Raw genomic sequence first — 21845 nt, forward strand, 5'->3', positions numbered from 1 at the left:
ATCGCCGCTCACTCCATTATGCGCGAGAAATCGGCGTCGGAAATATCGACGCCGAGGAAGAGCCGGTAGAATTTCTTCGTCTCGGCCTTCAGATCGAGCGGAAAGCGCGCCGGATAGAAGAGATTGGCGAGCCATTGGACGCCGAGCGCGCGCATATAGCTCGGCGGACGATCGAGCCAGTTGAAGGGCGCGTGCGGGACATTCACGATGCGGCCGCTTTTGACGGCCTCCACATTGCGCCACAGCGCGCTGCTCTTGGCGAGGGCGGGGAAGCTCTTGTCCTGCGTCAATATCAGCGACGGCTTCAGCGCGACGATCTGCTCGACGCTGATCTTCTCCATGCCGACATGCGAGGTCTGCTCGCAATGATAGACATTGTCGCCGCCGGCGATGAGGATCGGCTCGGTATGGAAGCTCTTGTCGCAATCGGTCGCGAGCCCGTCCGCGGATTCGGCGTAATAGACGCGCAGCTTCTCGGCCGGGGGAATATCGGCGGTCGCCTTGCGCACGCGGGCGAGCGCGTCGCGAATATAGGCGGCCATCTCATTCGCCTGCGCCTCGCGTCCGAACACGCGGCCGAGAAAGGCGAAGGCCTCCGCATAATCGTCGAGCGTATCGAGCTTCAGGAATATCACCGGAACTTTGATCTTGGCGAAGCTCGCCTCGACCTGGCTCTTCTCCTGATAGAAGCCGAGCCAGGCGATGACGAGATCGGGACGCATCGCCGCGATCTCCTCGAGATTGAGCTGGCGCCCCATGCCCGCATTGCTGCCGAGCACGGGCAGATCGAGCGCTTCCTTGCGATAGAGCGATTTCTCGTCGCCGCGCATCGGCACATTGATGCCGATCATCCGCTCCGGCGCGATGGCGTAGAGCGTCACCGCCACCGGCGGCGCGGCGCCGAAAATCCGCTTGGGGTCGGCCGGAATCGCGACCTTGCGGCCGGCCATATCGATGACCTCGCGCATCTCCCCGGCGCGCGCCGGATGCGCGAGCGCGAGCAGCGCCAGCAGGACGAAGACGAGGCGCGCCGAGAGCCCGGACTTCGAAGGCGGGAATTTCGATGGCAAAAACTTCGAGGGCATGGACGAGGCCTTTCGACCTTCGGCGAAGGTGAGGAGACGCCAACGATATGTATGCGCCTTATATAGGTAGCGACCATAGAGACCGAAGGCTCCGCCGCGCAAGGCCAAATTCTAGCCGGCGCTTTTCTTTTTTTGTCCAGCAGATAATTGCCATGCAGGCTTTGGAGGCGCAGGCGACGTCGCGGCCGATCGCGCCCTTGTTCGTCCCAGTTCGATATATTCCCTGCATATATTTTGGACAGTAGGGCGCGCGGCTACGTATCCGCGCCTTTCGGCGAGAGCTTATAGGCTTCGCCTATCGATCGACGATTCGCAGATATTGACAAAACCCATCCCGCATATCGTTATGTAATTAGATTACATCTAATCCTTCCGGCCGCGGGGAACCGAAAAAATGAGCCTGATCAAGGAAATCGACTATGGCACGCCGGCGTCCCGCTCGCAGAAGGACGTCACGCTGACGATCGACGGGAAGGAGACCACTGTTCCCGAAGGCACGTCCATCATGCGCGCAGCGATGGAAATCGGAATAGAAATCCCGAAGCTCTGCGCCTCGGACAATCTCCATTCCTTCGGCTCCTGCCGTCTCTGCCTCATAGAAATAGAGGGACGCGGCAATCTCTCCGCCTCCTGCACGACGCCGGTCATGCCCGGCATTGCGGTGAAGACATTCTCGCCGCGGCTCGACTCCATCCGTCGCGGCATAATGGAGCTCTATATCTCCGACCATCCGCTCGACTGCCTCACCTGCCCAGCCAATGGCGATTGCGAGTTGCAATCCATGGCCGGCGCGGTGAGCTTGCGCGAGGTGCGCTATGGCTATAGCGGGCGCAATCATGTGACGGCGCGTCGCGAGGGCCGCCGCAACGAGGATTGGAAGCCCAAGGACAAATCCAATCCCTATTTCACCTATGATCCGTCCAAATGCATCGTCTGCAATCGCTGCGTGCGCGCCTGCCAGGAAGTGCAGGGCACATTCGCGCTGACGATCGAAGGCCGCGGCTTCGACAGCCGCGTCGCCCCGGGCGCGGGCGAGGCCTATATGGAATCGGAGTGCGTCTCCTGCGGCGCCTGCGTGCAGGCCTGCCCGACCGCGACGCTCACCGAAAACTCCGTCATCGCCATCGGCCAGCCGGAGCATTCGGCCGTCACCACTTGCGCCTATTGCGGCGTCGGCTGCGCCTTCAAGGCGGAGATGCGCGGCGAGGAGATCGTGCGCATGGTCCCGTGGAAGGACGGCAAGGCCAATCATGGCCATAGCTGCATCAAGGGCCGTTTCGCCTATGGCTATGCGCTGCATCGTGACCGCGTGACCAGCCCGATGATCCGCGAGAAGATCACCGACCCCTGGCGCGAAGTGTCCTGGGAGGAGGCGATCTCGCACGCCGCCTCCGAGTTCAAGCGCATTCAGGCGAAATACGGCCGGCTCGCCGTCGGCGGCATCACCTCCTCGCGCTGCACCAGCGAGGAGACCTTCCTCGTGCAAAAGCTCATTCGCAGCGGCTTCGGCAATAATAATGTCGACACTTGCGCGCGCGTCTGCCATTCGCCGACCGGCTATGGCCTCAGCCAGGCCTTCGGCGCCTCCGCCGGCACGCAGGATTTCGACTCGGTCTCCGAGGCCGACGTCATTCTCATCATCGGCTGCAATCCGACCGACGCGCATCCGGTCGTCGGCTCGCAGATCAAGCGACGGATACGCGAGGGCGCCAAGCTCATCGTCGTCGATCCGCGCCGCACCGAGCTGGTGCGCTCGCCTCACATCCGCGCGGCCTTCCATCTGCCGCTGCGGCCGGGCACCAATGTCGCCATCGTCACCGCACTGGCGCATGTGATCGTGAAAGAGGGGCTCGTCAACGAGGCCTTTGTGCGTGAGCGCTGCGATTTCGACGAATATCTCGAATGGGCCGCCTTCGTCGCCGAGGAGCGCAACAGCCCGGAGCAGATCGAGAAATTCACCGGCGTTCCGGCGCATCTGGTGCGCGGCGCGGCGCGTCTCTACGCCACCGGCGGCAACGCCACTATCTATTATGGTCTCGGCGTGACCGAGCACAGCCAGGGCTCGACCACAGTGATGGCGATCGCCAATCTCGCTATGGCGACCGGCAATCTCGGCCGCCCTGGCGTCGGCGTCAATCCGCTGCGTGGGCAGAACAATGTGCAGGGCTCCTGCGACATGGGCTCCTTCCCGCATGAGTTCCCCGGCTATCGCCATGTCTCCGACGACAATGTGCGCGAGCTGTTCGAGGAGGCGTGGGGCGTTCCATTGGACGGCGAGCCGGGGCTGCGCATTCCCAACATGTTCGACGCCGCCGTCGATGGCGTGTTCAAAGGCATGTATGTGCAAGGCGAGGATATTCTCCAATCCGACCCCGACATCAAGCATGTCTCCGCCGGCCTCGGCGCGCTGGAATGTCTCGTCGTGCAGGACCTCTTCCTCAATGAGACGGCCAATTACGCCCATGTGCTGCTGCCGGGCGCGAGCTTCCTCGAGAAGGACGGCGTCTTCATCAACGCCGAGCGGCGCATCCAGCGCGTGCGGCGCGTGATGAGCCCCAAGGCCGGCTATGCGGATTGGGAGGTGACGCAGCTTCTCGCCAATGCGCTCGGCTGCAATTGGACCTATACGCATCCGAGCCAGATCATGGACGAGATCGCACGGCTGACCCCGACGTTCAAAGGCGTCTCCTATGAGAAGCTCGAGCGGGACGGCTCGGTGCAATGGCCCTGCAACGATGCGACGCCGGAGGGTATGCCGATCATGCATATCGACGGCTTCGCGCGCGGCAAGGGCAAATTCGTCATCACCGAATATGTGCCGACGGAGGAGCGCGCCGGGCCGCGTTTCCCGCTGCTGCTGACGACGGGGCGCATTCTCTCGCAGTATAATGTCGGCGCGCAGACGCGCCGCACGGAGAACAGCCAATGGCATCCAGAGGACGTGTTGGAAATCCATCCGCATGATGCGGAAGTGCGGGGCGTGCGCGAGGGCGATTGGGTACGCGTGCAGAGCCGAGCCGGCGAGACGACGCTGCACGCCAAGATCACCGATCGCGTCGCGCCGGGCGTCGTCTACACGACCTTCCACCATCCTCTGTGCCAAACCAATGTCGTCACCACCGACAATTCCGATTGGGCGACCAATTGCCCGGAGTATAAGGTGACTGCGGTGCAGGTCTCGCCCTCCAACGGCCCCAATGAATGGCAGGAGCGCTATCGCGAAATGTCGGAGAAGAGCCGGCAGATCGTCGGCGCCGGCGAGGCGCGCTAGACGATCGCCCGGAGAGCGAGCGCCGGGCGCAGACAGCGGGACGTGATTCGGGAATCGCCGTCTCGATTGTCTCGGCTCGAATGATTCCATTCGATCCTCGCGCCGGCGACGCTCGCGGACTTATCCACAAACAACGCTCTGCGAATCGGCGCCGATTGCGGCGGCGCGTCATCGCGCTCCGATTTGGCCACGCTGCGCCGATCACGGCGATGCGCCTCCCGCATCGTCCGATCGGACCGCCTTTCATTGTGCGCTGCAATCATTTTCCGAGCGATACCACGATATTGCGCGGCCATGCGCGGGCTCCGGCTTCGGCGTTGCGATCGTGATCGGCGCGAGCGTCCGTCTTTGGCCTTAGACGCCGGCCCGGAGTGACTTTTCGAAAATTGCGGGCCAGTTTTCGATCGCATTCGGAGAATCTGCGCCATGCGATTGGCTTCCCCAGCATCGAGAGATCGCAATCATTTTCGAATCGAGACGGCGGATTTGCTGTTGGCGATCACGGCGCCTTTCGTCGCGCTCGCTCTGCGCGATCCCGTATTGCTCGATCCGGGCGATTTTCCAGCGACCATTCCGGCGCCCTATCAATATGGCTTCGTTTCCGCAGCTTGCGCCATTCTTCTGATTCTCGCCTTTCGGCTCGGCGATCACATGGGGCAGTTCTTCTCGCTGCGCGACGCCTTCGCCGTCTGCGGCGCTTCGGTTTGCGCGGTCGCGCTCGGCTGCCTGCTCCTTTTCGGAGTCATGCGCATCGAGGGCGTGCCGCGTTCGACGCCCGTGATCTTCGGCCTCGTGCTGAGCGCCGGCATGATCGCGATACGCATCGGGGCGCGCGCCTTTCACAAGGATCTCTGGCCCGGGCGTGGGGCCGACCGCGACGTGGCGAAGGCCGATCCGCGGCGCGTGATCGTCGTCGGCGTCGATCGTCTCGCCTCGGCCGCGATCAAATTGACGGATGAGCTGCGGCCGCGAAAGGCGCAGGTCGTGGCGGCGCTCGATGCGCGTCCGCGTCTCCGCGGCCGCAAGATCGCCGGCGTCTCCATCGTCGGCGATCCGCGCGACATCGGCGCCGTCATCGACGAATACGCCATTCATGGCGTCGAAGTCGACGAGGTCTGGCTCGCCGAAGATCCGGCCTCCTCGCCCGCCGATCGCCTCGCTGCGATCGAGTCGCAATGCGCGGCGCGCGGGGTCGTCGCCATCGGAATTTCGCAAGCGTTGAATTTCATCGCTTCGCCGCAGGACGATGCGGCCGCCGCGACGATCGAGAGCTATGAGACGCCGGCCTACTTCAAAGCGAAGCGGCTCATCGAGTTCTGTGCGGCGAGCGTGCTGCTCGTCGCCATGCTTCCTCTCGCGCTCTGCGTCGCCTATGTCGTCTATCTCGATGTCGGCGCGCCTCTGCTGTTCTGGCAGCAGCGCCTGGGGAGGAACGGCCAGAAGTTCCTGCTCTACAAATTCCGCACCTATCGCGCGCCTTTCGACGCACATGGCCGGCCGGCGCCGGAGAACACGCGACTCTCGCGCGTCGGGCGCTTGATCCGCGCGAGCCGTCTCGACGAGATTCCGCAGCTCTATAATGTGATCGTCGGGCATATGTCGCTGATCGGTCCACGGCCTCTTTTGCCGCAAGATCAGCCGGACGATCCGGGGCCGCGCCTCAGCGTGCGCCCGGGCGTGACCGGATGGGCGCAGATCAATGGCGGCACCAGCGTCTCGCCGGAGGAAAAAAACGCGCTCGACCTCTGGTACATCAGGCACGCGTGCCTGCGCCTCGATCTCGAAATCATCGTCAGCACGATCCTCGTGGCGCTGACGGGGGAGCGCCTGAATGGGCGCGCGGTCGATCACGCGCTCAGCTGGTATCGACGGGAATTCGAAGCGCCGAGCCGCGACGCCGTCACGATGGGCGAAGCCCCGCGGGATCGCCGCCGGCGCGAGGAGGCCGCCCGCGCCGACAGGCGACGCGCCGTCGGCGCCGTGCGCATCGAATATCCTTATCGCGCCGTCGAGCCCAGCTGATTTCTCCGCCAGGTCGACGTCGCCGAGCTTCAGACGGCGGAGGAGAGATTTTCGATATGCGGCACGATACCGAGTTTCAGCAAAAGGCGCGCGAGGCGCTCGGCCTCGTCGATGTTCCGGGACTGCGATACGAAACCATCGACGAGACGCTGCGCGTCACAATATCCGATCCATCCAATCACAATGCGTTGACGAAATCCGCGATGGACGGTCTCTATGAGACGCTTCGCCGCTTTCGCGCGCTTCCTTTCGATAGGCTGGAGATCGATTTCGATACGGCCTCGGGCTCGGTCGCCTGCGCCGGCCTCAATCTCGAGGATTTCGAAGCGGCCGCCCGCCGATTGCGTCCCGGCGACGATCTGCTCGGAGCTGACAATTATTTCGTTCGCGCCGCCGCGGCTCTGCGCGGCCTGGGCGAGACGGTTCCGACGCGCGCCGTCGTCCGCGGGCACCTCGTCGGCGCTGGCGTCGAATTGGCGCTCAGCTGCGGCGAGATCGTCTGCGCGCGGGCAGACGCCAAAATTCTGCTGCCGCATTTGCGGATCGGCGTTCCCTATCATACTTCCGGCCTCTGCCATATGGCCGGCGTCATCGGCTGGGACGTGATGTCGCGCGCGATGGTGACGGATGCGATTCCGATTTTGCTGTCCGACGTTCTCGCCGATCGCGGCAAGGTTGAAGGGGCAACGCCCGCCGAGCGCATCGCCGACGCGAAAATCGCGCTCCAGCGAATGGCGGCGGTGTTTCACGGCCGGCCTGCGCGAATCGGCGACGCCTTTTTCGCCGTGCAAGATCGCACCGGAAGGACGCGCCATATCGCCGAAGCGCATCTGATGCAGATATTGTCGCATATCGCCTTTGCCGGCGAGATGGATGCGCTGCCCGATGCGCTGAGCGAGATCATAGACGCGCCGCGCCTGCGCGCCTCCTCGAGCGCCGAAGGCCGGCTGGCCGAGTCGATCGCGGCGCATCGACAAACGCCGAAGCGCCTCAATCGCCATTTTTCGAAAGCCATCGGCGCCAGCCTCGCCTCCGAGGAGCCGGGCGGCGACGAAATCACATTGTCCTTGTCCGATTGACGCGCCGCGGCTGCTCGATCGCCGGTGAGACGAAGAGGAGAATCGCAATGGAGGCGATCGGCCTCGAACGAGGATTGCGCGAGCGAAGGGCGATACGACATTACAGCGATTCGCGGGTCGACGACGCTCTGCTCGCGGAAATTATCGAGCTCGCGTCATGGGCTCCCTCGCCCGGCAACACGCAAGCGTGGAAAGTGATCGCGCTCGGTCACGACGCCTCGAAGGATGTGATCGCGCGTTTCGAGCTGGCCGGATGGGAATCCGTTTTTCCGGTGCTGGAACAGGTGCTGCGCAATGGTGCGGCGGAGCGCGCCTCGATCGCGCCGAAAAGCGATTTGGACGATGTGAGCCCGGCGACGGCCGACGAATGGGGCCGGCGCGTGATCGCCATGTATCGGCAGCGCTTCGAGGTGCGCGGCTCGCCGAGGCTGGTCTTCGTCTATCGCGTCGCCGATCGAAAGCGATATGTCGATCTCGCCTTTCTGTCTTTGTCGGCGCTGATCCGACGATCCCTTGGCAAGCCTTCGCCACTCGGAGCGATGCGCTGCTTTTTCGCAGCTTTGCGCGACATTCCCGTGCTTTTGCGCGTCAATGCGCTGACACGCACTTTCGGACTGGCCAATTTCACTTACGCGCTCACGCTCGCCGCCCATTCGCGCGGACTTTCGACCTGCATTCAATCCAATTATCTCAATGTGCAGCGCGATCTTCGACGCTATCTCGGCCTCGGCGCGGATGTCGATATCGTCGCCTCCATATTGATCGGCTATGAGGCCGACGACGCGCCGCCGGCGCCCGAGATGTTCCGAACGCGCAAGCCCGTCGCGGTCGATTGGATCGAGACGACGCCCGGGACCGTCGCAGCGCGTCGCGGCGAGCGCGTCTTCGAGGCGGCGGAATGAGCGGGACGGCTCAGCCGCCCTTGCGCATCAGCATTCCTTTGGCGGGATCATAGGCGATGAGCGCGCCGGCGGAGAAGAGAATCGTATAGGCGGCGACCGCCGCGAGCGATTCCCAGGAGATTTTTTCATAGAAGGCGAAGCGGATCAGCTCCACCGCATGGGTGAAAGGATTGACGACGCAGAGCCAATAGAGAACCGGGCTCGACTCCTGCACGCGCCACAGCGGATAGAGAGCGGAAGAGGCGAAGAACATCGGGAAGATAACGAAATTCATCACGCCGGCGAAATTCTCGAGCTGCTTGATCGCGGAGGAGAGCAGCATTCCGAGCGCGCCGAACATCAGCCCCGCGAGCATGAGCGCAGGAAGAACGGTGAGATAGCCGAACGGCGTCGGCGGCTCGATCTCCCAGAAATAGGCGATGACGAGATAGGCGTAGACTTGCAATATCGAGACGGCGACGCCGGCGAAGAGCTTGGCGCCGAGCAGGAACCAGCGCGGAAAGGGCGAGACCAGCAGCGTGCGCATATTGCCCATCTCGCGGTCATAGACCATCGACAGAGAGGATTGCATTCCATTGAAGAGCTGGATCATCGCCATCAGGCCGGGCGTGATATAGACCTCGTAGAGAACATAGGTCTCATAGGGCGGGATGATGGACACGCCGAGCACTTGGCGAAAGCCGGCGGCGAAGATCAGCAGCCACACCAAGGGACGCACCAGAGCGGAGACGAAGCGCTCGCGCTGATGCAGGAAGCGCAGAGCCTCGCGCCAGATCACGCCGGTGAGGCAGATGGCGTATTGGCGCGCGGTGAAGCCGCTGGTTTCGGTCGTCATCGAGATTCCATTCTGAGAGCGAGCCGTCAGGCTCGCATCGCAAGGGCGTCATGCCGCGTCCCGCGCCTTGGCGCCGGTCAATAGCTCGAATGCGGCGCCGATCGACTCTGTCGATGTCGCCGCCATTATATTCGCCGATGTGTCGGCGGCGAGAACCTTGCCCTGATGCAGCACGACGACATCATCGCTCGGCGTCACCTCGTCGATGAGATGCGTGGTCCATAGCACGGCGAGCCTGCGTTCGGCGACGAGCGCACGCACTTGCGCGAGAATATCGGCGCGCGCCTTTATGTCGAGGCCGACGGTCGGCTCGTCGAGCAGCAGCAGGCGCGGCTCATGCAGCAGCGCGCGCAATATTTCGACGCGGCGCATCTGCCCGCCGGAGAGATCGCGCGCCTTGTCCTTGGCGCGATCGGCGAGGCCGGCGCGCTCCAGCAGCGCGGCGCCGCGCTGCTTCGCCTCCGCGGGGCCGATGCCGTGCAGCGCCGCGTGATAGATGAAATTCTGCATCACGCTCAATTCGAGATCGAGCGTGCGCGCCTGGAAGACGACGCCGAGCCAGCGCAGCGCCGCGCCGCTCTCGCGCGCGACGTCATGGCCGAAGATCTCGATTTTGCCTTCGCGCGCGGCGTAGAGGCGCGTGATGAGCGAGAACAGCGTGCTCTTGCCGGCGCCATTGAGGCCGAGCAGGACGGTGAAGCTCCCCGCCGCGACGGAGAAGCTCACATCGTCCAGCGCGCGCCGCGCGCCATAGCTATGGCCGATATGCGCGACGTCGAGCGCGAGCGGTTCGTCGCTCACTTCGTCGCCACCGCAATGCCCCAGGGGAAGGCTCCCACGGGGATCGACTTCAACACTTTCAGGCTGGCGGCGTCGACGATGGAAATATCATTGGAGACGCCATTGGCGGTCAAAAGATATTTCTCGTCCGGCGTGAAGGCGAGATGCCAGACGCGCTGGCCGACGAGCAGATATTTTTCGATTTTCTTCGTCGCCGTGTCGATGACGGCGACGCGATTGGCGGGGCCGAGAGCGACAAAGGCGCGCTTGCCGTCATTGGTGAAGGCGATGCCGATCGGCTGGATCGCCTCCTTGGAGAGGCCCGGAATCTCGAAGCGGATTTTCTGCGTCACCTTATGGCTCTGCGGATCGATGATCGCGACCGTGCCGCCGATCTCCGACGACACCCACAGCTCGGAGGCGTCCGGCTTGAAGGCGGCGAAGCGCGGACGCGCATCGACGAGCACATTGGCGATGATCTGCTTCGTCTGCGTGTCGATGAGATGCGCCATATTGGTGGTCTCGGACGTATTGACGAGAATGCGTCCGTCCGGGCTCACCGCCATGCCTTCCGGCTCGACGCCGACAGGCACGTCGCCGATCTGGCGCTTGGTCTTGGTGTCGATCATGGTGACGAGATTGTCGTTCTCATTCGACACATAGACGGTCTTGCCGTCGGGGCTCAATATCATCAGCTCGGGATCGGGGCCCGAGGGCAGATTGCCGGTTATCTTGAGCGTCCTGGTGTCGAGCACTTGAATCGTGTCGTCGTCGCCTGCGCAGATATAGACCTCGGAATTGTCTTTCGAGATTTCGATGCCGCGCGGCCGGCGGCCGACTTTCACGGTTTTGATCGCCTCCATCTTGTCGGTGTCGATGATGGTGACGCTATTGCCTTTCTCATTGCTGACATAGGCGGTGAAGGCGTGAGCGGGCGAGGCGAGAAGCAGCGCCGCGATCGCAGCCGAGCGGAACGCGCGCGCTCGCTCCCACTCGAGGGAGAAGGCGTGCGAATGCGCGACGTTCGGGGAAGCTTCGAGGGCCCTCATCCGACCCCGTTTCGTGGGGCCACCTTCTCCCGCGAGCGGGAGAAGGAGTCGCGCACGAAGGCTATTGGGCAGCGTCGTCATTTTCATTTCAGCCTGCATTTGGTTTCGGGCTTGTCGACGCCCAATGTGTCGAGCTCGGAGGTCTGATGCAGGAAGCCGTCCTGCGGCGACACCGAAACAATCATGCGGCCGTCGCCGAGCAGGATAGGCTGGCGCAGCTGAAGATTCCAGGGCCGCAGCGACAGGCGCACGCCCTTGAAGGCCGCTATGTTGAAATCCGGCCCGGTGAGATAGGCGGCCAGCGTCTTCGGATCGGCGGAGGAGGCGCGCGTGACGGCTTCGCCGATCATGCGGGCGGCGATCCAGGCCTGGTGATCGCGGGCGTTCATGCCGCGATGAAACTGCGCGCGGAAGCGATTTTGCAGCTGCACCGCGCCCCATTGCTCATGCGAGGCGTCCCAGCTCGTCGGAACGAGGCCGGCAGAGCCGACGACCGGGCGCGGATCGAAAGTGCGATAGGGCAGATAATTGCCGAACACCTCGCTCTCGTCAGCGGCGATCAGCACGTCATAATTCGCGCCTTGCGTCAGCGGCGGAATCAGCCGCTGCGTCTGCACGCTGCCCGAATCGGAGCGGCGTCCGCCCTCCGTGTCGACATAGACGCGTTCGTCCACGATCTTCGCGCCGAATTTCTTGGCGCTGGCGCGATAGGCGGCGGCGAGCAGCTCGTCCTGCGGATGCGAGCCCTTGATGATGAGCCAGCGGCGCCATTGCTTCCAGACGAGATATTGCGCGAGGCCGTCGGTCAGCATGGAGCGCGTCGGCGCGACATGAATCACATTGGCGCGGCAGTCCGCCTCGCGCAGCCGCTCGTCGGTCGCGCTCACATTGAAAAGCAGCGTCTCGCGCGATTTCAGCGTATCGGCGACATGCAGGAGGTCATCGGCGGGAAGATCGGCGAGAATGGCGACGGCGCCCTGGTCGAGCAGCTTTTGCGCGGCGGCGACGGCGTCATCGCCGGGCGCGAGCTTCTCGTCGATGGCCTCATAGCTCTGGCCCGTGAAGCGGCCGGTGGTGTTGTCGTCGGCGACGCCGATCAGCGCGCCGGCGAGCGTGTCGTCCTCGGCCGGCAGGTCGAGGATCGACAGAGTTTCGCTCGAATGTTGCTGGCGCAGCACGCCGAATTTCACCCGCAGCGGCTCGGCCGCGGCGGGCAGTATGGAGAGGACGGCGGCGACCGAAACGCCGATGACGCAACGCTTGATCATGACGCTAGTCGGCCGCTCCTTTTTTCGCTCAGCGAATCAGCTTCAGCAGCGCCTTGCCTGCCTTGGACTTCAGCTCCTTGGCGTCGAGCGTGCCTTCATCGTCCTTGTCCGCCGCTTTGAACAGCTTGCCGACGAGGGCGAGATATTCCTCTTTCGTGAGCGTTTTGTCATCGTCCGGATCGGCGGCGGAAAATTCTTTCTTGCCGATGCGCGCGCCGACCTCCTTGCGATCGACGGTGCCGTCATTGTCCTTCTCGAGCTTGTCGAAGACGGCCGCGGCAGCCTTGCTCACTTCGGCGATGTCGAGCGTGCCGTCATTGTCCGTATCGAAAGTCTTTATGGGCGAGGGCGCGGCGATGGCCGGCTGCGCGGCGATGGGCGCGGCGAGGCAGAGACCTGCGCCGAGGGCGATCATTTGAAATTTCGAAACCATATGCGCCTCCTTGTCCTGTCGCAAATCGCGACAAATCGGAAATCAGAATCTCCGATTTTTCCCAATATAGACAGGCCCGGCGCTTCGCACAAAGGGGCCCGACGACGAGGCTGCGCTACAGATCGTCGCCCTCGCGCTCCTCGGCCTCGGGAAGCTCCTCCACCTCGGGAAGCGGCAGCAGCACCTCTATGCGCGTGCCGCCCTCCGGCCGGCGCTCCATGCGCATCACCCCGCCGAGCGTATGGACGCGCTCGCTCATGCCGATGAGGCCGAGGCCGAATCTGTGCTCTTCCGGCAGGCCGACGCCATCGTCCTCCACCACCACGCGCAGTGCTTCGGCTGCGCCGGCGAGCTCGGGCGGCGCCTCGACGAATTCGAGACGCGCTTCGGCGTTGGCGGCGGAAGAGTGGCGGAAAATATTGGTGAGCGCCTCTTGCACCACGCGATAGGCGGTGAGCGCCGATCTCTCGTCGAGGCAGGAGAGATCATGGGCGATGCGCAGCGACAGCCGCACATCGGCGCGGCCGTCGCTCCAGGAGGCGACGAGTCCGCGCAAGGCGGTCTCGAGGCCGAGCTCGCTCATCGCCGGCGGGCGCAGTCGCTCGAGCATACGCCGCAGCAGCGTCTGCAACGCCTGCCCTGCGGCGTCTATATTGGCGCAGCTTCGCTGCAACAGATCGCGATCAGGAAAATTTCCCGAAGCCGCGGCGGCGAGCGTCGCCGCGCCGGCGCGGATGGAGAAGAGGCAGGGGCCGGCTTCGTCATGCAGATCGCGGGCGATGTCGCGGCGCTCGGAATCCTGCACGGCGAAGAGGCGCTCGATGAGCGAGTGATTCTCCTCCTGCACGCGATCGAGCGTCGACGCCAGCGAATTGAGCTTTTGGGAAATATCCCTGAATTCGGACGCGCCGCGCAGATCGAGTCGCACCGCCGTCTCGCCCGCCTCGAGCCGCGCCAATCCACGTCCGAGCGAATCGAAGGGAGCGAGCGTTCGGCGCAGCAGCGCCAGCACCAGCGCCAGCATCAGCAGCGTGACGGCGAGGCTGATCGCGCCGAGCCACAAAAGATCCGACCAGATTTCGGCGAGCTCGTCGACCGGATTGAAAATAATGGCGATATTGCCGTATTGCACGTCGCCGACGCGCGCTGGAATAATGTCCACTTTCGGCGCCGGCGCGACGAGGCTGACGAACCAATCCGGCACGCCGGTCTTGATTTCGGAGCGCAATTGCGAGTCGAAATTCGGCGCCGTGTCGTCATTCGGCAGAATCTCGATTTCGATGTGGCGCAGATTGCGCAGACTGTCGAAGAGCCGCCGCAGCGATGGGATCGGGTTCTTCGTCTCCTGTACGCTCGCGAGCGCCGTCTCGACCAGCTCATGCGACAAATGCTCTATGCTCTCCGCCTCGGCGCGCACGCGCGGGCCGGCATGGCCGATCATGATCGCGACATTGACCGCCAGCATGGCGGTGAGGACGATGGCGATGAGCCAGCCGAGCCTCGCCTTCAACGACATGGAATGCTCCCGGTTTCGCCGCGGACCCCGCGCGGGCCGGCGCGCGGGCCGGCGATTGACAAAGAAGATTTTGTATTCCCATAGTAATCTCGCTTACCAAGAGTGGCTATGCCCGATGCGCGTGCTGATCGTCGACGACCATCCCATGGTGATTGCCGGGTGCCGCGGCATGTTGTCCGGCCAATCGGACATTGAAGTGCTGGAGGCGCGCGACGCCGACGCCGCGCTCGAGGCGCACGCTTCCGCGCAGCCGGACGTCATCGTGCTGGATATAAATCTGCCGGGGCTTTCCGGATTCGAGCTGCTGCGACGAATGCTCAAGCGCAAGCCGGACACCAAGGCGATCGTCTTCACGATGAATGACGACCCCGTCTTCGCTGCGCGCTCCATAGAACATGGCGCCAAGGGCTATCTCGCGAAAAACGAAGACCCCGCGCAATTCCTCAAGGCGGTGCGCATGGTCGCCGCCGGAGAGCGCTATCTCTCCAACCAAGTGGCGCAAAAGCTCGCTTTTTTCGATCAGAAGCACGGCGCCAATCCGCTCGAAGGGCTCAACGGCCGCGAGCTGGAGATTTTGCGCCTGCTCGCGGAAGGCAAGGGCATGGCCGAGATCGCGCACATCATGCGCGTCTCCTACAAGACGGTGGCGAACAGCTGCTCTCTGCTCAAGCGCAAGCTCGGCGCCCGCTCGCGCGCCGATCTCATCCGCATCGCCGTCGAAAATAAGCTCGCGAAAGAATTGGTCTGAATCTCGGTGTGAGCTCCTTCTCCCGCTCGCGGGAGAAGGTGGCCCTCGCGTCAGCGAGGGTCGGATGAGGGCTCTGCGTGTTCAGAATTGCCGATTTATCCGGGAATTTTTAGACATTTCGTGCTGGAAAATTTAGAAAGAAAAATCCGCGGACCCTCATCCGACCCCGCCTTCTCCCGAAGGCGGGAGAAGGAAGAGCCCCTCTCCTTCACGCCAATCGCTGCTCTATCGCTATGCGCACCAGATCCATCGGCGTGCGCGCGCCGAGCTTGCGCTTGAGCAGCGAGCAGCTGTTGGCGATCGTCTTGTAGGACACATGCACAGCATCGGCGATTTCGGTCATGCTCGAGCCCTTGCCGAGCAGGCGCAAAATCTCGATCTCGCGCGAGCTCAGCTCCGCCAGCGGATTGGCGAGCGCGGAGGTTTTGTCGAAGGCGAGGCGATTGGCGAGCTTCGGCATCAGGAACACGCCGCCCGCCGCCACCTCGCGCACCGCGCGCAGCAGCAGAAACGGATCGTCGTTCTTCGTCACATAGCCGCGCGCGCCGGCCTCTATCGCCCGCGCGGCGAAGATCGGATCGTCATTCATCGAAAAAATGACGATGCGCGCCTCCTCGTCGTGACGCAGCATTCGGCGCGTCAGCTCGAAGCCCGAGGCGCCGGGCAGATTAATGTCCACGACGGCGACATCCGGCCGCCATTCCACGAAGAGCGTCAGGGCCGTCTCGGCGTCGCCGGCGTCGCGCGCTTCGATGTCGCCCTCGCCGGCGAGCATCGCCGCGCAGCCGGAGACGATGATCGGATGATCGTCGACGATCAGGACACGCATCTTTTTTTCGAACTCGCGACGCAGTGTTTCGAGGACGCTACGGCCGGAAGCGTCGGGACGGATTGACCAAGCGCTACCCTTACGTAAAGTCGCCGCGCATTGCAAAGGCGGGTCCCCATGCTGGAAAGTTTATCCTTGCGCGCCAGGCTGTTGGCGCTGCTCGGCGCGACGCTCGCGACCGGTCTCGCCCTCGGCGTCGGCCTGCTGATGCTGCACGCCGCCTCGCGCGTGCGGGCCGAATCGGACAGCACCGCCCGCCTCGCGCGGGAATTCGTGGCGACGGCGCTGGCCAGCGTGGCGGAGAGCGACGATCCGCTGTCCGCCCTTCGCGTCCGGCTCGCCGAGGTGGAGCGGCTGCGGCACATTCATATTTTCATGGCCGGCTCCGGCGCGGCGGGCGCGCCCGCGGGGGAGGGGCGGCGCGCGCCGGCCTGGTTCGCGGCGCTCGTCGCCGGGCCGCCGAGCGAGACGCGCATCGCCCTGGACGGCCGCGGCCGCCTGCGCGGCGAGCTGGCGCTGGCCGCCGATCCGGGCGACGAGATCGACGAGATATGGGAGGAGGCATGGCTGCTGGCGCTGGGCGCGGCGGCGCTCGCGCTCGCCGGCTTCGGCGTTGTGTCGATCGTCGTCTCGCGCGCGCTCGCGCCCGTTTCGACGCTCGCCGAGGCGCTGCATCGGCTCGAGCGCGGCGATCGCAGCGTGCGCATGGCGGCGGGCGATGCGCCGGAGTTCGTCGCCATCGCCTCCCGAGTGGATGCGCTGGCGCAGACGCTCGCGCGTCTGGACGCGGAGAATCGCGCGCTCGTCGAGCGCATCATCCATGTGCAGGATGCGGAGCGGCGCGACATCGCCCGCGATCTGCATGACGAGATCGGGCCGTTTTTGTTCAGCATTCGCGCCGGGCTCGGCGCGCTCGCGCGCAAGCTCGAGGGCGCGCGTCGGGAAGATTGCCTGACCATCGACGCGCAGCTCGGCGCATTGCAGCAGGTCAATCGCCGCATCCTCGGCCGGCTGCGGCCGGCTGCGCTGGACGAAATGGGTCTCGAGGGGGCGTTGCAGGCGCTGGCCCAGGGCTGGCGCGATCTCGAGCCCGAGGTCGCCGTCGGTCTGCATGTCGCCGAGACCGGCGAGCCGCTCGACGAGACCATCGCGCTCACCGCCTATCGAATCGTGCAGGAGGGGCTGACCAATGTGTTTCGCCATGCGAGCGCCGCGCGGGTCGATGTGACGGTCGAGCGCATCGTCGCAGGCGCAGAGAGCGAATTGCGCATCCTCGTGCGCGACGACGGCGCCGGCGTTTCGGCAGGCGTGCGCGAAGGCATCGGCCTGCGTGGAATGGGCGAGCGCGTCGCCGCGTTGGGCGGCCGACTGACGCTCGAATCGACATCGCCGCGCGGCGCCGCGCTGCAAGCGCGTCTTCCTCTGCCGACCGGGGCGTCGCTCGAAACATTGTGCGACGCAAAATAGGATTGCGCGGCGCAGCAGTCGTTTTATTTCGCGCTCACGCTCGCGGAGAGAAAAGCATTCGTGGCCATTTCGTGACTTTGTCTCGGCGCGACGTTCTGCCTCTCGCCAAGCCTCTTCGGATAGTTTATGTAGCAAAACGCACAAAGCGGGAGCAGCGCGGTCCGATCGCGCGGCAGTCCCGCGGGGCCAAGAGTATCGGTCCCCCTATCGTGGTATGAAGGGTCGTCACATGAACTATCGGCGCTTTTTCGAGACGGCGGTCACTCGTCTCCAGGAGGAACGCCGATATCGGGTCTTCGCCCATCTCGAACGCTGCGTCGAAACCTTTCCGCAGGCGGTCTGGCACCGGGACGACGGCTCCACCCGCGATGTGACGATCTGGTGCTCCAATGATTATCTCGGCATGGGCCAGCACCCCGAGGTGATCGCCGCAATGGTGGAGACCGCCTCGCGCGTCGGCGCCGGCGCCGGCGGCACGCGCAACATTTCCGGCACCAGCCACGCGATCGTGGAGCTCGAGAGCGAGCTCGCCGATCTTCATGGCAAGGAGGCCGCGCTGGTCTTCACCTCGGGCTGGATCTCCAATCTCGCCGCTATATCGACGATCGCCGATCTTCTGCCCGATTGCGTCATTCTCTCGGACGCCTCCAATCACAATTCGATGATCGAGGGCGTGAAGCGCTCGCGCGCCGAGCGCAAGATCTTCCGCCACAATGATCTCGCTCATCTCGAGGAGCTGCTGATCGAGGCCGGCGCGCGGCCCAAGCTCATCGTCTTCGAGAGCCTTTATTCGATGAACGGCAATATCGCTCCGGTCGCCGAGATCGCGGCGCTCGCCGAGCGCTATGGCGCGATGACCTATATCGACGAGGTCCATGCCGTCGGCATGTATGGCGCGCGCGGCGGCGGCATCTGCGAGCGCGAGGGCGTGATGCATCGCATCGACGTCATCGAGGGCACGCTGGCCAAGGGCTTCGGCACGCTGGGCGGCTATGTGGCGGGCGATCGCGTCGTCATCGACGCCATTCGCAGCTATGCGGCTTCCTTCATCTTCACCACCGCTCTGCCGCCCGCCGTCGCCGCCGCGGCGACGGCCGCCGTTCGTGTGCTCAAGGCGCGCTCCGATTTGCGCGCTGCGCATCAGCGCGCCTCGCATATCACCAAACATGCGCTGGCGGCGGCCGGCCTGCCGGTGCTGGAGAATGGCTCGCATATCGTGCCGGTGATGGTGCGCGACGCCGAGCTGTGCAAGGCGGCGAGCGACATGCTGCTCGAGCGCCACGACATCTACATTCAGCCGATCAATTATCCGACCGTCGCGCGCGGCTCGGAGCGTCTGCGCATCACGCCGACGCCGCGCCATACGCCGGAGCATATCGTCGCTCTGGTGGAGGCGGTGGCGGATGTGTGGCAGACGCTCGGCATTCCCTTCGTCGAGCCGCCGCAGCATCTGCATGTCGATCAGGAGAGCCGCGAGCGCTGTACCTATCCCGAGATCAAGCTCGCCGCGCAGTGAGCGGCGAGCTCTCTCGGGACAGATCGATCGAGATTTTAGGAAGGTTCGCGCTTTCCTTCTCCCGCTTGCGGGAGAAGGTGGCCCGACGAAGTCGGGTCGGATGAGGGCTCTCAGGCGCGAAGACAGTTTTCGAAGAGGTCGCCTCGCGACGCGTAAGCCCTCATCCGGCCCTCGCTGACGCGAGGGGCGCCTTCTCCCACGAGTGGGAGAATGATCGCGCCGAATGATTGCGCCTTACTGCACCAGCTTGGGCTGGCTCGGGCGGGGCGTCTCGTTCTCTTGCAGAATGCCGAGACGGCGCGCGACTTCCGTATAGGCCTCGACGAGGCCGCCCATGTCGCGGCGGAAGCGGTCCTTGTCCAGCTTGTCGTTGGATTTGATGTCCCACAGCCGGCAGGAGTCGGGGGAAATCTCGTCGGCGACGACTATGCGCATCATGTCGCCTTCCCACAGCCGTCCGCATTCCATCTTGAAGTCGACGAGGCGGATGCCGACGCCGAGGAAGAGGCCGGAGAGGAAATCATTGACGCGAATGGCCAAGGCCATGATGTCGTCGATCTCCTGCGGGCTCGCCCAGCCGAAAGCGGTGATGTGCTCCTCGGAGACCATCGGGTCGTCGAGCGCGTCGTTCTTGTAATAGAATTCGATAATGGAGCGCGGCAGCTGCGTGCCTTCCTCCATGCCGAGGCGCTTGGACAGCGAGCCGGCGGCGACATTGCGCACCACGATCTCGAGCGGAACGATCTCGACCTCGCGAATCAGCTGCTCGCGCATGTTCAGCCTGCGGATGAAATGCGTCGGCACGCCGATATCGTTCAGATGCTGGAAAACGAATTCCGAGATCCGATTGTTGAGGACGCCCTTCCCGTCGATGACCTCGTGCTTCTTGGCGTTGAACGCGGTGGCGTCGTCCTTGAAGTGTTGGATCAACGTCCCGGGCTCCGGGCCCTCATAGAGGACCTTGGCCTTGCCTTCGTAGATGCGGCGGCGGCGATTCATCGGGATCAACCGGGGCTTGAGAAAATCCATTACGGGCCCGTGGCTCCTCGGTTCGGCTCCGGCGGCCGCCGCCTCGGCCAGAGCGGGAGCTCGGGAAAAGGGACGTTCGTCCGAAGCGGCGTTGGTGACGGCCGCGGATGGAACCGGGTCCTATCCTGTTCCGGCGGTCGTTACAACCCGCGAAGCGAGACTAGCCGAATCGAGTGGCCGACACAACTTGACTGAAATTTTCGTTAATTGCGTGAACGTCACTGGATTTTCGACCGAATCGCCTACATCCAGACTTGCGCCGGGCCGAACGAGGCCGACGAAACATCCGAGGGTTGCAATGAGCACGTTCGACAATCGGGAAGAAGCTTTCGAGAAGCGCTACGTCCATGATCAGGAAATGGAATTCCGCGCGGCGGCGCGGCGAAACAAATTATTCGGCCTGTGGGCGGCCGAAAAGCTCGGCAAATCAGGGCCGGAAGCGGAGGCCTACGCCGAGGCCCTGGTGACCGCCGAGACGTCCGCCAATGCCGATGAGCTGGTTTTTTCCAAGGTGAAGGACGATTTCGCCGCCGCCGGCGTCGAGCAGTCCGACCATCAGCTGCGGCGCACGCTCGACGAATTGCTGGAGACGGCGCGGCGAGAGCTGACGAAGGGCTGACCCTTTACCCTTCCTTTATCGGCGCGCGCCACCACTTATGCCATGCGCGATTCCCCAAGAGCCGCAACCAAAAGATCGGGCGCCGCCTTTCTGGCGGCGCCCGATATCGTCTCGGCGGCCGAATCTTGGCTGGAGTATCTCTCCGGCGAGCGGCGCTGCTCGCGCCACACGCTCGACGCCTATGCGCGCGACACCCGGTTTTTTCTCGCCTTTCTCGCCGAGCGTCGCGGCGCGCCCGCCGACGCCGCCACATTGAGCGCGCTCGCTCCCGCCGACATACGCGCCTTCATGGCGCAGCGGCGGACCGAGGGGCTGGAAAATCGCTCGCTGCTGCGGGCGCTGGCCGCGGTGCGCTCGCTCATGCGCTTCCTCGAGAAAAAGGGCCTCGCCAAGACCGATGTCTTCGGCGCCGTCCATGCGCCGAAAAAGCCGCATAGCCTTCCCAAGGCGCTGAGCGTCGCCGACGCGCGCGATCTCACCCGCGCCGAGACCCGCGCCGGCGAGGCCCGCGAGCCCTGGATTTTGGCCCGCGACGCCGCCGCTCTGGCGCTGCTCTATGGCGCCGGCTTGCGCATTTCGGAGGCGCTGTCGATCGAGCGCGACCGCGCGCCCATCGGCGCCGTCGATCGCGTCTCCATCACCGGCAAGGGCGGCAAGACCCGCGTGGTCCCGGTCATCGAGCCCGTGCGGCGGGCCATAGAAGACTATATTTCGCTGTGTCCCTATCAGCTCGCCGGCGGGCCGCTCTTCGTCGGCGCGCGCGGCGGGCCGCTGTCGCCGCGCATATTGCAGCTCGCCGTGGAGCGAATGCGCGGCGCGTTGGGCCTGCCCGCGAGCGCCACGCCCCATGCGCTGCGCCATTCCTTCGCGACGCATCTGCTCGGCCGTGGCGGCGATCTGCGCAGCATTCAGGAGCTGCTCGGCCACGCCTCGCTCTCGACGACGCAGATCTACGCCGCCGTCGATAAAGCGCGGCTTCTCGACGCCTGGCGCTCGGCGCATCCGCGCGGCGCCCATGTTTCGACGAAATCGAATTGATTTTGCTTCGATTGCAATCGATCTCGTCAAGCGCTTCCTCGCCGAAATTTTGATCTCGAGCGAGGTCTCGCCTTTTCTCGTCCCCGCCCTTCCTTCCTAGCGAACCTGCCGCCTTTTCGCTTCGTGCGCCCGCGCACGCGGACGTTTTTCGGGCTCGGGCAGGTTGCGGCGTCCGTTGAGGGGACGGGCGCCGGCGATCGGCAGGAGGGGAAAATGGGTCATACGCCGAGATTGTCGCTGCTCGGAGTCGTTCTCGTCATGGCTTTCGCCTATGGCGTCTGGATCATCGTCACATCTGGGCAGGCGGCTTCGGCCGACGCCTGTCTCGGCTATGCGCTCTGCCGCTGAGCGGCGGAGCG

19 protein-coding genes are annotated in these 21845 nt (G+C 64.3%); 10 read left to right on the plus strand and 9 right to left on the minus strand.

Annotation, left to right across the window (positions count from 1 at the left end; genetic code table 11):
* Positions 1-8 precede the first annotated feature (8 nt).
* On the minus strand, positions 9-1085 hold the full coding sequence (locus FMZ75_RS02165; protein ID WP_166141143.1) for an ABC transporter substrate-binding protein: 1077 nt from the start codon (positions 1083-1085) through the stop codon (positions 9-11).
* Positions 1086-1479: 394 nt separating this feature from the next.
* Between FMZ75_RS02165 and fdhF the strand changes: the two genes are divergently transcribed.
* The 4 genes from fdhF (at position 1480) to FMZ75_RS02185 (ending at position 8359) form a co-directional block, all read left to right on the plus strand.
* Entirely contained in the window at positions 1480-4356 is a 2877-nt protein-coding gene (gene fdhF / locus FMZ75_RS02170) for a formate dehydrogenase subunit alpha (RefSeq protein WP_166141144.1), read from the plus strand.
* 486 nt (positions 4357-4842) lie between these two features.
* Entirely contained in the window at positions 4843-6378 is a 1536-nt protein-coding gene (locus tag FMZ75_RS02175) for a sugar transferase (RefSeq protein ID WP_246728722.1), read from the plus strand.
* Positions 6379-6434: 56 nt separating this feature from the next.
* Positions 6435-7457 carry an enoyl-CoA hydratase/isomerase family protein gene (locus tag FMZ75_RS02180; protein WP_108915660.1) on the plus strand — a complete coding sequence of 341 codons (1023 nt, stop codon included), beginning with the start codon at positions 6435-6437 and terminating at the stop codon, positions 7455-7457.
* Between the two features lie 47 nt (positions 7458-7504).
* Positions 7505-8359 carry a nitroreductase family protein gene (locus FMZ75_RS02185; protein ID WP_166141146.1) on the plus strand — a complete coding sequence of 285 codons (855 nt, stop codon included), beginning with the start codon at positions 7505-7507 and terminating at the stop codon, positions 8357-8359.
* Between the two features lie 10 nt (positions 8360-8369).
* On the opposite strand, the gene FMZ75_RS02190 is transcribed toward FMZ75_RS02185, so the two are convergent.
* The 6 genes from FMZ75_RS02190 to FMZ75_RS02215 form a co-directional block, all read right to left on the minus strand.
* Complete coding sequence (locus FMZ75_RS02190) at positions 8370-9194, minus strand: ABC transporter permease (protein WP_166141147.1); 825 nt, start codon at positions 9192-9194, stop codon at positions 8370-8372.
* A gap of 48 nt (positions 9195-9242) precedes the next feature.
* A complete protein-coding gene (locus FMZ75_RS02195; protein WP_166141148.1) occupies positions 9243-9995 on the minus strand; it encodes an ATP-binding cassette domain-containing protein in 753 nt (250 codons plus the stop codon).
* The gene (locus tag FMZ75_RS02200) at positions 9992-11023 is read right to left on the minus strand and encodes a YVTN family beta-propeller repeat protein (protein WP_246728723.1); all 1032 of its coding nucleotides are present in this window, start codon (positions 11021-11023) and stop codon (positions 9992-9994) included. Before FMZ75_RS02200 ends, FMZ75_RS02195 begins: the two co-directional genes overlap by 4 nt.
* Before the next feature lie 83 nt (positions 11024-11106).
* Positions 11107-12291 carry an ABC transporter substrate-binding protein gene (locus tag FMZ75_RS02205; RefSeq protein ID WP_166141149.1) on the minus strand — a complete coding sequence of 395 codons (1185 nt, stop codon included), beginning with the start codon at positions 12289-12291 and terminating at the stop codon, positions 11107-11109.
* Positions 12292-12319: 28 nt separating this feature from the next.
* Positions 12320-12724: a calcium-binding protein gene (locus FMZ75_RS02210; protein ID WP_166141150.1), complete on the minus strand. Its 405-nt coding sequence runs from the start codon at positions 12722-12724 to the stop codon at positions 12320-12322.
* 115 nt (positions 12725-12839) lie between these two features.
* On the minus strand, positions 12840-14240 hold the full coding sequence (locus FMZ75_RS02215) for an ATP-binding protein (protein ID WP_166141151.1): 1401 nt from the start codon (positions 14238-14240) through the stop codon (positions 12840-12842).
* Positions 14241-14355: 115 nt separating this feature from the next.
* Between FMZ75_RS02215 and FMZ75_RS02220 the strand changes: the two genes are divergently transcribed.
* Complete coding sequence (locus FMZ75_RS02220; protein ID WP_108915667.1) at positions 14356-14988, plus strand: response regulator transcription factor; 633 nt, start codon at positions 14356-14358, stop codon at positions 14986-14988.
* Positions 14989-15196: 208 nt separating this feature from the next.
* On the opposite strand, the gene FMZ75_RS02225 is transcribed toward FMZ75_RS02220, so the two are convergent.
* Positions 15197-15817: a response regulator transcription factor gene (locus tag FMZ75_RS02225; RefSeq protein WP_166141152.1), complete on the minus strand. Its 621-nt coding sequence runs from the start codon at positions 15815-15817 to the stop codon at positions 15197-15199.
* A 117-nt stretch (positions 15818-15934) separates the two neighbouring features.
* On the opposite strand from FMZ75_RS02225, the gene FMZ75_RS02230 reads away from it, so the two are divergent.
* Together FMZ75_RS02230 and hemA are read left to right on the plus strand one after the other, a co-directional pair.
* Positions 15935-17284 carry a histidine kinase gene (locus tag FMZ75_RS02230; RefSeq protein WP_166141153.1) on the plus strand — a complete coding sequence of 450 codons (1350 nt, stop codon included), beginning with the start codon at positions 15935-15937 and terminating at the stop codon, positions 17282-17284.
* Positions 17285-17513: 229 nt separating this feature from the next.
* A complete protein-coding gene (hemA, locus tag FMZ75_RS02235; RefSeq protein WP_142863519.1) occupies positions 17514-18800 on the plus strand; it encodes a 5-aminolevulinate synthase in 1287 nt (428 codons plus the stop codon).
* Positions 18801-19034: 234 nt separating this feature from the next.
* Here hemA and purC read toward each other — a convergent pair whose 3' ends face one another.
* Entirely contained in the window at positions 19035-19829 is a 795-nt protein-coding gene (gene purC, locus FMZ75_RS02240) for a phosphoribosylaminoimidazolesuccinocarboxamide synthase (protein WP_018267133.1), read from the minus strand.
* A gap of 298 nt (positions 19830-20127) precedes the next feature.
* Between purC and FMZ75_RS02245 the strand changes: the two genes are divergently transcribed.
* From FMZ75_RS02245 to FMZ75_RS21855, 3 genes are all read left to right on the plus strand, one after another.
* On the plus strand, positions 20128-20448 hold the full coding sequence (locus tag FMZ75_RS02245) for a DUF1476 domain-containing protein (RefSeq protein ID WP_108915671.1): 321 nt from the start codon (positions 20128-20130) through the stop codon (positions 20446-20448).
* 42 nt (positions 20449-20490) lie between these two features.
* A complete protein-coding gene (locus FMZ75_RS02250) occupies positions 20491-21486 on the plus strand; it encodes a tyrosine recombinase XerC (RefSeq protein ID WP_166141154.1) in 996 nt (331 codons plus the stop codon).
* Positions 21487-21699: 213 nt separating this feature from the next.
* Positions 21700-21834: a hypothetical protein gene (locus FMZ75_RS21855; RefSeq protein ID WP_255461765.1), complete on the plus strand. Its 135-nt coding sequence runs from the start codon at positions 21700-21702 to the stop codon at positions 21832-21834.
* The last annotated feature ends 11 nt before the right edge of the window (positions 21835-21845 follow it).

This window comes from Methylosinus sp. RM1, from assembly GCF_011378635.1.
GTDB classification, from domain to species: domain Bacteria; phylum Pseudomonadota; class Alphaproteobacteria; order Rhizobiales; family Beijerinckiaceae; genus Methylosinus; species Methylosinus sporium.

What these genes read in the sequence shown, in the direction of transcription:
- FMZ75_RS02185 (WP_166141146.1), top strand. Translation starts at nt 7,505, where the DNA reads ATGGAGGCGATCGGCCTCGAACGAGGATTGCGCGAGCGAAGGGCGATA.
- FMZ75_RS02250 (WP_166141154.1), top strand. Translation starts at nt 20,491, where the DNA reads ATGCGCGATTCCCCAAGAGCCGCAACCAAAAGATCGGGCGCCGCCTTT.
- FMZ75_RS02230 (WP_166141153.1), top strand. Translation starts at nt 15,935, where the DNA reads ATGCTGGAAAGTTTATCCTTGCGCGCCAGGCTGTTGGCGCTGCTCGGC.
- FMZ75_RS02225 (WP_166141152.1), bottom strand. Translation starts at nt 15,817, where the DNA reads ATGCGTGTCCTGATCGTCGACGATCATCCGATCATCGTCTCCGGCTGC.
- FMZ75_RS02220 (WP_108915667.1), top strand. Translation starts at nt 14,356, where the DNA reads ATGCGCGTGCTGATCGTCGACGACCATCCCATGGTGATTGCCGGGTGC.
- FMZ75_RS02200 (WP_246728723.1), bottom strand. Translation starts at nt 11,023, where the DNA reads ATGAGGGCCCTCGAAGCTTCCCCGAACGTCGCGCATTCGCACGCCTTC.
- purC (WP_018267133.1), bottom strand. Translation starts at nt 19,829, where the DNA reads ATGGATTTTCTCAAGCCCCGGTTGATCCCGATGAATCGCCGCCGCCGC.
- FMZ75_RS02205 (WP_166141149.1), bottom strand. Translation starts at nt 12,291, where the DNA reads ATGATCAAGCGTTGCGTCATCGGCGTTTCGGTCGCCGCCGTCCTCTCC.
- FMZ75_RS02210 (WP_166141150.1), bottom strand. Translation starts at nt 12,724, where the DNA reads ATGGTTTCGAAATTTCAAATGATCGCCCTCGGCGCAGGTCTCTGCCTC.
- FMZ75_RS21855 (WP_255461765.1), top strand. Translation starts at nt 21,700, where the DNA reads ATGGGTCATACGCCGAGATTGTCGCTGCTCGGAGTCGTTCTCGTCATG.
- hemA (WP_142863519.1), top strand. Translation starts at nt 17,514, where the DNA reads ATGAACTATCGGCGCTTTTTCGAGACGGCGGTCACTCGTCTCCAGGAG.
- FMZ75_RS02215 (WP_166141151.1), bottom strand. Translation starts at nt 14,240, where the DNA reads ATGTCGTTGAAGGCGAGGCTCGGCTGGCTCATCGCCATCGTCCTCACC.
- FMZ75_RS02180 (WP_108915660.1), top strand. Translation starts at nt 6,435, where the DNA reads ATGCGGCACGATACCGAGTTTCAGCAAAAGGCGCGCGAGGCGCTCGGC.
- FMZ75_RS02165 (WP_166141143.1), bottom strand. Translation starts at nt 1,085, where the DNA reads ATGCCCTCGAAGTTTTTGCCATCGAAATTCCCGCCTTCGAAGTCCGGG.
- FMZ75_RS02245 (WP_108915671.1), top strand. Translation starts at nt 20,128, where the DNA reads ATGAGCACGTTCGACAATCGGGAAGAAGCTTTCGAGAAGCGCTACGTC.
- FMZ75_RS02190 (WP_166141147.1), bottom strand. Translation starts at nt 9,194, where the DNA reads ATGACGACCGAAACCAGCGGCTTCACCGCGCGCCAATACGCCATCTGC.
- fdhF (WP_166141144.1), top strand. Translation starts at nt 1,480, where the DNA reads ATGAGCCTGATCAAGGAAATCGACTATGGCACGCCGGCGTCCCGCTCG.